We start from the raw sequence: 4,430 nt of genomic DNA, 5'->3' as shown, positions 1-4,430 counted from the left end.
TACTCGAATCCCTCGGACGACTATTGCAACGAATTAACGGCGGAGGACACTAGCACCACCGTGAACAACCGCGGATACAAGGTCGACAACTTCAAGGGGCGGGTCGCGCTCGATCTTGAATGGAATGCCAAAGACGGCAACCTCGACCGCGACATTGGCGCCTACCGGGCTCTGTACGAAGCGGGCATGATCGACGTTGCTGTGCTGGTCACCCGCACACTCACGGACCTACGGGAGTTCGCCGCGCGCGTGCGCATGGACGCAGGGATGCCCGAGGCAGAGGCGCGGAAGGCACTCAACACGACAACGACCACAAACCTCGACAAGCTCCTCCCGCGCCTCACCCGTGGAGACGCGGGAGGATGCCCGATCCTTGCCGTCGCGATCAGTAGCAGAACGTACGAGAACGCACCCAGCCCCTTCGTTGAGCCGACAGAAGAAGAGGCTGCACTATCTGTCATTCTGCCGACAGAGGGAGAAGCAGGCGTCCCTGTCGATGGGATCGACGATCCCGAGTAGCACCGCGACTCAGCGACACAAAAGATCCAATACGCGTATTTAGATCTTTTCTTAGCTAGCATGAGGTCGTGGCCACGATCGACACCCTGCCAGCAGTTCCCGACATCGCTCCCCTCCCCCGTGTCGATGGCGGGTTCCAGACGATCCTCGCGGACCCGCCGTGGCGGTTCACCAACCGCACAGGCAAGGTCGCTCCAGAGCACCGGCGACTCGACCGCTACGGCACGATGGAGCTCGCCGACATCAAGGCGCTCCCGGTCGCCAACGTCGCCGCGAAGAACGCTCACCTGTACCTTTGGGTGCCGAACGCCTTGCTACTGGAGGGTGTTGAGGTGCTGCAGGCGTGGGGGTTCCGCTATGTCAGCAACATCATTTGGGCCAAGCGGCGCAAGGATGGTGGCCCTGACGGCAGGGGAGTCGGCTTCTACTTCCGCAACGTCACCGAGCCCATCCTGTTCGGTGTTCGAGGGTCGATGCGAACGCTCGCACCGGCCCGATCGACGGTCAATATGATCGAGACGCGCAAGCGCGAGCACAGCCGAAAGCCTGACGAGCAGTACGACCTGATCGAATCGTGCAGTCCCGGCCCGTATCTGGAGATGTTCGCCCGCTATGCGCGGCCGGGGTGGAGCGCATGGGGAAACGAGGCCGCCGAAGAGGTCGAACCGCAAGGTAGAACTCATCGGGGGTACGAGGGTGGCGCGCTCGAGTCGGTTCCGTTCATGGAGCCCAACGAGCGGATGAGCGACTGGCTGTCAGCCCGCGTCGCGCGCATTGTCGCCGACGAATATCGCAGTGGTGCCAGTGTGCAGCAGCTCGTGCGCGACACCGGCTACAGCGTCAGTCGCGTGCGAACGCTGCTGGCGCGGGAAGGCGTGGAGCTCCGCTCTCAGGGACGGCCAAAGCGCGCTCTAGCACCACAGTCGGCATAGAGTTCCTGCGTCGGGACTGGATCACGCAGGTTCAACGTGCACTGATCCGCTAGTCATGACCGTGTGGGCAGTGTGGTGGCAGGCAGGACAGTCAACGCTCTCTTTGTCCTTCCCTCCGGCCCAGACATCGCCGATGACTGTCCAGGTGAACCTCTGCCCACAGTGTGAGCACTCGATCTCCCCGCCCTTGGACATGCTCTAGCGGACCGTCTTCGTCTCGTACGTGACCTCGGCGTCCGTTGTCATGCCCCCACTGCCCCCAGATTCATACCGAAAGAAACCGGCCCCGCCGAGCCTACAGGCCTTCGCGAGCGCGCCATGAGTCGTGGTGCCCTGTCCGTTTGGGGATCGGCTTGCGGGCGCCGCTCGATGGGCGAACATGCGCGCCTGATCGAAGCAGCGGGTCCTCGACAGGGACGCAGTTCGGGATCCCGCTCCGAACTTGTTGCAGGGGCCCGTCCGGTTCGCGTGGTTAGTGTGTGGCGCCGAGTTCGACGAGGAGGACTCCGCCGACGACGAGGGCGATGCCGGCGGCCATGATCCAGGTGAAGGGTTCGTCGAAGAGCAGTTTGCTGAGGATGGCGGTGAGGGCGACGCCGGATGCTGCCCAGATGCCGTAGGCAACGCCGAGGCCCATTCCGGCGCTCAGGGTGAGGGACAGGAATGCGAAGGCGGCGAGGTAGCCGATCGCGACGCCGGCGATCCAGATCTTCTTGCCGTGTGTGGCCATGCGCAGTGCGAGGGTGCCGGCGACTTCGAAGAGGATCGCGCCGATGAGGAACAGCCAGGCCATCAGAGTGCCTCTCGCTTCTTGGCGGCTCGTTGGGAGCCGAGCTCGATGGTGAGGACGCCGAGGATGATCAGCGCGATCCCGCCCAGCATCACGGGGGTGAGTGCTTCACCGAAGATGACCGCGGACAGGATGGCGGTGAGTGCGACACCGGAGGCGCCCCAGATCCCGTATGCGACGCCGAGCGCCATCCCCTGCCGCAGAGTGAGGGAGAGGAACAGGAAGGCGCTGATGAATCCGGCTGCCACGAGTGCGTACCAGGCGGGGTGGTCGAGTGCCGCCTTCAGGGAGAGGGAGCCGGCGGCCTCGCTGAGGATCGCGCCGACGAGGAAGAGCCACTTCTTCATGCTTCGACTTTCGAGAGGAGTTCATACGCAGCCGCGAGGATCACGGCCCGTTCGTCGGGTGTGGGGATGTTGATGCCTGTGGCGCCGGCGAACCAGGCGCCGTCCGCGAGCAGCCGAACAGCTGTGATGTATCCGCGCTCAGGGAGCGCCAGCTGCTCGAGGCCCACGAACCAGGTCGAGATCCGCTCCGCCCACCGGGCGGTGAGCTCTTGGCGCAGGCGGGGGTCGGTGAGCATCACGATGTCGGCAGGGTCGGGTTCACGGGTGACGCAGGCCTCGACGTAGATGCCCGCTCGCTCGCGCATTGTCGAGCCCTGGAACGGGGATGTGAGCCGGGCGTCCATCTCGCGCTGCCACTCGTCGGCGACGTGATCGACAAGGCCGAGCATGAGCGCTTCCTTCGTTCGGAAGTGATATATCAGACCCGGTTTGGACAGCCCGGAAGACTGCGCCACCGAGTCGAACGAGATCGCCCCACCGCCACGGATGATGTCGAGAGCGTGCGCGAGGATCTCTTCACGCGAGTTCGATGCCATGCATCTACTTTACCATCCGGTTGGTTAAGCGCGCCTCCGGCATGTTCATAGCGGAGAGCTGCTGCCCCGCCGGGCTCGATAACGGAACTGCCCGTTTAGGGATCGGCTAACGAACACATCCACTTTTGCGACACTGACGGAGTGAAGTTCAAACGCCGCAGCCTCGAGGCCCTCGGCTCCCTCATCGTTGGCAACGTAGGTCGCGACGATGCTCAGAGCGAGGAAGAAGCGAGGTACTTCCCTTACCGCTCCAGCTCCTACATAACGGAGTTCTTTCAGGAGTTGGATACGGAGTACCAGCATGACGGATCAACTCGACACCGATGGGTGGCAGACGTCTTGGAGTTGATGCTCGCGGAGCCTCACGAAGGCCCTACGCGTCCACCGGACATTTTCTGCAGGCTCATTGATCAGCTGATGAGTCCAAGTGACCGATTCAATGAAGGGCCGGATCGTCCGCATGCTCTGGCGCAGCTGAATGAGATTCTCACTCGTGAAGGCTTTGAGGCGTTCTATGGCGAAGATGGTCACTGTTACCTCCGCCACACCGAGACACAGACAATCGCGGTGCTCGAGGCCAACCCTCACCGGCCGTTGAGTCGCGCTGAGCAGGAGCGGCGGCAGCTGCTGGCCGCGTATCTCGATCACTGCAGTGAGGACAACCTGATTGAAGAGGTCCTACTCCCGCTGTTCAGACAACTCGGGTACCACCGTGTCACGGCAGCGGGACACCGCGATAAGGCACTGGAATACGGCAAAGACGTATGGATGCGTTACACCTTGCCCACCCAGCACGTTCTCTACTTCGGCATCCAAGCGAAGAAGGGAAAGCTCGATGCCTCGGGGGTCACCAAAAGCGGCAACGCCAACATGGCCGAGATACACAATCAGGCACTCATGATGCTTGCGCACGAGATTTTCGACCCCGAGGTTAGTCGCAGAGTTCTGGTCGACCACGCATTCATCATCGCCGGCGGCGAGATAACAAAGGCCGCCCGCAACTGGCTTGGGAACGCCCTCGACGCCACAAAGCGCAGTCAGATCATGTTCATGGACCGCGACGACATCTTGAATCTGTATGTCGTCACCAGCCTGCCTCTTCCCGAGGGAGCTCGGCCCTCGCTACCTCAAGACCCCTGGTCGGCAGGCGACGAAGCGCCCTTCTGAAGGCGGGGTTCAGCTCTGCTGTTGTGCGTCTTCTGCACTTCACGTTCGTCACCGTCCAGACTCGCCGGTTCTCATCTCCTGCCGGGTGACGTCCCGCTGTGTGGTGGAGAATCTCGACATCGTGCGGGATCAGCTGTGT

The 4,430-nt window shown here is 62.6% G+C and carries 6 protein-coding genes; 3 read left to right on the top strand and 3 right to left on the bottom strand.

Annotation, left to right across the window (positions count from 1 at the left end; genetic code table 11):
• Positions 1-519 (top strand): BglII/BstYI family type II restriction endonuclease (locus Q0X61_RS12685; RefSeq protein ID WP_297743190.1); only part of this gene is annotated, 519 nt, incomplete at its 5' end.
• A 68-nt stretch (positions 520-587) separates the two neighbouring features.
• Positions 588-1,451, top strand: coding sequence for an MT-A70 family methyltransferase (locus Q0X61_RS12680; RefSeq protein ID WP_297743188.1), 864 nt, complete (start codon positions 588-590; stop codon positions 1,449-1,451).
• Between the two features lie 472 nt (positions 1,452-1,923).
• Here Q0X61_RS12680 and Q0X61_RS12675 read toward each other — a convergent pair whose 3' ends face one another.
• The 3 genes from Q0X61_RS12675 to Q0X61_RS12665 are packed head-to-tail and all read right to left on the bottom strand — an operon-like array spanning position 1,924 to position 3,124.
• The gene (locus tag Q0X61_RS12675; protein ID WP_239281899.1) at positions 1,924-2,244 is read right to left on the bottom strand and encodes a multidrug efflux SMR transporter; all 321 of its coding nucleotides are present in this window, start codon (positions 2,242-2,244) and stop codon (positions 1,924-1,926) included.
• A complete protein-coding gene (locus Q0X61_RS12670; RefSeq protein ID WP_239281897.1) occupies positions 2,244-2,588 on the bottom strand; it encodes a multidrug efflux SMR transporter in 345 nt (114 codons plus the stop codon). Before Q0X61_RS12670 ends, Q0X61_RS12675 begins: the two co-directional genes overlap by 1 nt.
• On the bottom strand, positions 2,585-3,124 hold the full coding sequence (locus Q0X61_RS12665) for a TetR/AcrR family transcriptional regulator (protein WP_297743184.1): 540 nt from the start codon (positions 3,122-3,124) through the stop codon (positions 2,585-2,587). Before Q0X61_RS12665 ends, Q0X61_RS12670 begins: the two co-directional genes overlap by 4 nt.
• 141 nt (positions 3,125-3,265) lie before the next feature.
• Between Q0X61_RS12665 and Q0X61_RS12660 the strand changes: the two genes are divergently transcribed.
• Positions 3,266-4,291, top strand: a complete 1,026-nt coding sequence (locus Q0X61_RS12660) for a hypothetical protein (protein ID WP_297743183.1) — start codon at positions 3,266-3,268, stop codon at positions 4,289-4,291.
• Positions 4,292-4,430 lie beyond the last annotated feature (139 nt).

Origin of the sequence: uncultured Tessaracoccus sp., from assembly GCF_947255005.1 — a bacterium.
Lineage (GTDB): Bacteria > Actinomycetota > Actinomycetes > Propionibacteriales > Propionibacteriaceae > Arachnia.
Note: the sequence above shows the minus strand (reverse complement) of the source record. Positions and strands in the feature narration are given on the sequence as shown.

Coding starts and splice junctions, on each gene's coding strand:
- Q0X61_RS12675 (WP_239281899.1), bottom strand. CDS start 2,244: ATGGCCTGGCTGTTCCTCATCGGCGCGATCCTCTTCGAAGTCGCCGGC.
- Q0X61_RS12665 (WP_297743184.1), bottom strand. CDS start 3,124: ATGGCATCGAACTCGCGTGAAGAGATCCTCGCGCACGCTCTCGACATC.
- Q0X61_RS12670 (WP_239281897.1), bottom strand. CDS start 2,588: ATGAAGAAGTGGCTCTTCCTCGTCGGCGCGATCCTCAGCGAGGCCGCC.